Annotated in this window: 4 protein-coding genes and 2 tRNA genes; 4 read left to right on the forward strand and 2 right to left on the reverse strand. The window is 60.4% G+C overall.

The features are described from left to right. The first annotated feature begins 104 nt into the window (after positions 1–104). The 4 genes from Q0G18_RS09100 to Q0G18_RS09115 all read left to right on the forward strand — a co-directional run bounded on the left by Q0G18_RS09100 (position 105) and on the right by Q0G18_RS09115 (position 1809). On the forward strand, positions 105–701 hold the full coding sequence (locus tag Q0G18_RS09100) for an isochorismatase family cysteine hydrolase (RefSeq protein WP_297152296.1): 597 nt from the start codon (positions 105–107) through the stop codon (positions 699–701). Positions 702–710: 9 nt separating this feature from the next. Further along, positions 711–1496 (forward strand): bifunctional hydroxymethylpyrimidine kinase/phosphomethylpyrimidine kinase, encoded by a 786-nt coding sequence (gene thiD / locus Q0G18_RS09105; protein ID WP_297152299.1) that lies wholly within the window; start codon positions 711–713, stop codon positions 1494–1496. 139 nt (positions 1497–1635) lie between these two features. Beyond that, positions 1636–1709, forward strand: a tRNA-Gln gene (locus Q0G18_RS09110). 23 nt (positions 1710–1732) lie between these two features. Next, positions 1733–1809, forward strand: a tRNA-Glu gene (locus tag Q0G18_RS09115). Positions 1810–1857: 48 nt separating this feature from the next. Here Q0G18_RS09115 and Q0G18_RS09120 read toward each other — a convergent pair. Together Q0G18_RS09120 and Q0G18_RS09125 are read right to left on the reverse strand one after the other, a co-directional pair. Further along, the gene (locus tag Q0G18_RS09120; protein ID WP_297152302.1) at positions 1858–3273 is read right to left on the reverse strand and encodes an HD domain-containing protein; all 1416 of its coding nucleotides are present in this window, start codon (positions 3271–3273) and stop codon (positions 1858–1860) included. A 17-nt stretch (positions 3274–3290) separates the two neighbouring features. After that, positions 3291–3486, reverse strand: a 196-nt coding sequence (locus Q0G18_RS09125; RefSeq protein WP_297152305.1) for a hypothetical protein, incomplete at its 5' end; no start/stop codon positions are given.

The following is a 3486-nucleotide window of genomic DNA, read 5'->3' on the forward strand; positions in this document are numbered from 1 at the left end:
GCACGATGTGCGGCAAGATGTGCGCGGTTCGCACGGTGAACAAGATTATGGATGGCCTGGTCATCGATCTCGACAACGAATAGCAAACGACGAAGGGAGACGCAATGCTTGGAGACGAGAACAACAACGAGCTGTTCGACCTCGCGAACTTCGATGCGAAGAAGACGGCCCTGCTCGTGATCGACGAGCTCGGCGACCCGACGGGAACCCCGCTCGAGCAGACGCTTCTGCCCGCAATTGAGAACACCGCCCGCATTGCGGCGGCTGCCCGGCGCGCAGGCGTCCCCGTCATCTTCACGAACGACGCCCATATCCCCGGTCTCGATCGCGAGCTGCTGCTCTGGGGCGATCACGGCATCGCCGGCACCCCCGAGGCGCAGACCTCGCCGCTGCTTGACCCCAAGGAGGGCGATTTCACCATCGAGAAGCGCCGCTACAGCGCGTTTTTCCAGACGGGACTGCGCCTTCTGCTCGACGAGCTCGCCGTCGACACGCTTATCTGCACGGGAATGGACACCAACATCTGCGTTCGCCATACGCTCGCCGACGCGTACTTCAACAACTACAACCTTATCGTCGCAGGCGACGCGACGGCGACGTTTCTCGTGGGGAACCAGGAGGAGGGGCTTGAGTACTTCAAGACCTGCTATGCCGCCTGCGTTCTTTCGACCGACGACGTCGTGGCGCTGCTCGAGAAGTAGGGGGCGCGCATGAAGGCGGTCGTAAGCATAGCAGGATCGGACTCAAGCGGCGGCGCGGGCATTCAGGCGGACATCAAGACGATAGCGGCGCATCACCTGTTCGCCGAGACGGTCATCACCGCGCTCACCGCGCAGAACACGCTCGGGGTAACGGGGGTGCACGAGGTGCCCGCCGCGTTCGTCTCGGAGCAGATCGACGCGGTCTTCTCTGACATCCGCCCCGATGCGGTGAAAATCGGCATGGTGTCATCGGCTGAGATCATCCGCGTGATTGCTGCTAGCCTCGACAAGTGGCATGCGGAAAACATCGTGGTCGATCCCGTCATGGTGGCGACGAGCGGCGCGCGCCTTATCGGCGAAGACGCGGTGTCGGCGCTTATCGAGGAGCTCCTCCCCCGGGCGAGCGTCATCACCCCGAACATTCCCGAGGCGCAGGTCCTTTGCGGTTGCGAGTTGGCGGACGAAGAAACATGCGAGCGCGCGGCTGTAAGCCTTGCCCGATCGCTTGGGGTCAACGTCTTGGTGAAGGGAGGGCACGGTGCCCACGACGCCAACGACGTCCTCGCAACCCGTTCGGGCGAGGTCCACTGGTTCCGCCATGAGGCGATTCCGACGAGCAACACCCACGGGACGGGATGCACGCTTTCTTCCGCCATTGCATGCGGTCTTGCCTGTGGGTTATCCGTTTCCGACGCGGTTGCGGCTGCCAAGGAATACCTCACGGGCGCACTCTCGGCGGGCCTCGATCTGGGAAAGGGGAGCGGGCCGCTTGATCATATGTGGCAAAACCCCTGATAAGAGTAGTGTATCGCCGTTCCCTTTCAAATTTTTCAAAAAAGTTGAAATAAAGGCTTGACGGCATAGGGGAATGCGCGTAATATACTTTCCTGCGCTTGCGCCTTGCAGAACAGCAAGAGACGCACCGGCAGTAAGTTGGGGTGTCGTCTAATGGCAGGACAGCGGTTTCTGGTGCCGTATGTGAGGGTTCGACTCCTTCCACCCCAGCCATTACGATTCCAAAGCGCTTATGTGGCTCCGTCGTCTAGCGGTTTAGGACGCCGCCCTCTCAAGGCGGAGGTCGAGGGTTCGAATCCCTTCGGAGCTACCAAGAAACAACAGGCCAGGGCTTTCTGCCCTGGCCTTTTCTTTTTCCCCGCTACTTCGATAGGTAGTCGAGGAGCGCACCCTTCTCGTTGGGAACCTTCTCATCGATGACGGCATCGAGCGCCCGCGAGAGGGCCTTGCCGACTTCCGGCCCGTGGGGAATTCCCAATGCCATGACGTCGCGCCCATCGATGGCGAGGCTTTGCAGCGTGAACGCCTCGTTCGCCTTCTGGATATCGGCAAGAACCTTCTCAAGCTCGTATGCGGCATCGATCCTGCCCGCGCAATGGGGGGCCTGCCCGCGCGCGTCGCCGCGCTTCAAGTCGCAAAGGGCGTGAAAAAGCTCAACATTCCCGTCGAGTCGCGCAAGCATACGCTTCACCGCGCGAGGAGTCGGCTCGACCACCTCATCGTGGTGCTTCACGAGCGTGAGCACGCGGTTCGCGAACGCCGGCGACATCTTAAGCCTTGACATGACGCCGCGCGCGAGCATGACGCTCACGTTCGCGTGCCCATAGAAGTGACCCACGCCGTTTTCCCCGAAAAAGAAGCAGGCCGGTTTCCCCATATCGTGAAAGAGCGCCGCCCAACGCACGAGGCGATAGGCGGGCACGCCGTCGACGACATGTGCCGTATGCTCGAGTACATCGTAAATATGGTAAGGAGTGTGCTGTTCGAACCCCTTCATGGAGACAAGCTCGGGCAGCACGCACGAAAGCACGTCGACGTACTTCACAAGAGCGCTTCCCGCGAAGGGCGCGGTGAGAAGGCGATCGAGCTCATGGGTGACGCGCTCCGCGGAAACCCGGTAGACGATTCCTTTGTTGGAGAGCATGCCGAAAAGCGTCTCCTCCTCGATGTCGAACCCGAGCTGCGCGGCGAAGCGGCACGCCCGAAGGATCCTCAGGGCGTCTTCGGAGAATCGCTTGGCTGGGTCTCCCACCGCGCGTATCGTTTTCGCCTGCAAGTCGCCAACGCCGCCGTAAGGGTCGAGCAGTCCGCGGAGGGGGTGGAAAGCAATGGCGTTCATCGTGAAATCGCGACGCGCGAGGTCCTCTTCGATAGAAGAAACGAACTCAACGGAGCTTGGGTGGCGCGAGTCGCTGTAGGCCCCGTCGCGCCGGTAGGTGGTCACTTCGAACGCGTCGTCGCCGACAAGGACGGTGAGCGTGCCGTGTGCGACTCCGGTTTCATGGGTCTTAAACCCTGCAGCTTCGAAGAGCGCCTGCGCTTGCTGCCAAGGAGCGTTCGAGGCAATGTCGATATCGGAGCAGGGGCGCCCGAGGAGCGCATCGCGAACGAACCCGCCCACAAACCACGCCTCGAAGCCTCCCGCTTCAAGAATGCTGACGACACGGATCGCCGCTTCGGGAAGGTGGGAGAATGCGTTCTCAGGTACCTGCTGTACAGGATCGCCCGAAGCTTCGTCGCTTATAAGAGAAGGGAAAGAGCAGCTATTATCAGGCACGGTAAAAGTTCCTTACATTATTTTGAGAAAAGGGCTTGCATCATCGTGGAACACTCGGTAGTATACACAAGCTGCATTTGCAAGGAGGGTGCAGTCGCGAGCCATCGCGAGGGCTTTTCGAAGCTTTCAAAACCGTTCAAAACTTTTTGAAAAAAGTTCTTGACGGCAGGCGAGAGGTCGCGTAATATATCTCCTTGCGCCGCGGACGGAAGG

Source organism: uncultured Ellagibacter sp. (genome assembly GCF_934636505.1).
Taxonomy (GTDB): domain Bacteria; phylum Actinomycetota; class Coriobacteriia; order Coriobacteriales; family Eggerthellaceae; genus Ellagibacter.

Coding starts and splice junctions, on each gene's coding strand:
- Q0G18_RS09100 (WP_297152296.1), top strand. CDS start 105: ATGCTTGGAGACGAGAACAACAACGAGCTGTTCGACCTCGCGAACTTC.
- thiD (WP_297152299.1), top strand. CDS start 711: ATGAAGGCGGTCGTAAGCATAGCAGGATCGGACTCAAGCGGCGGCGCG.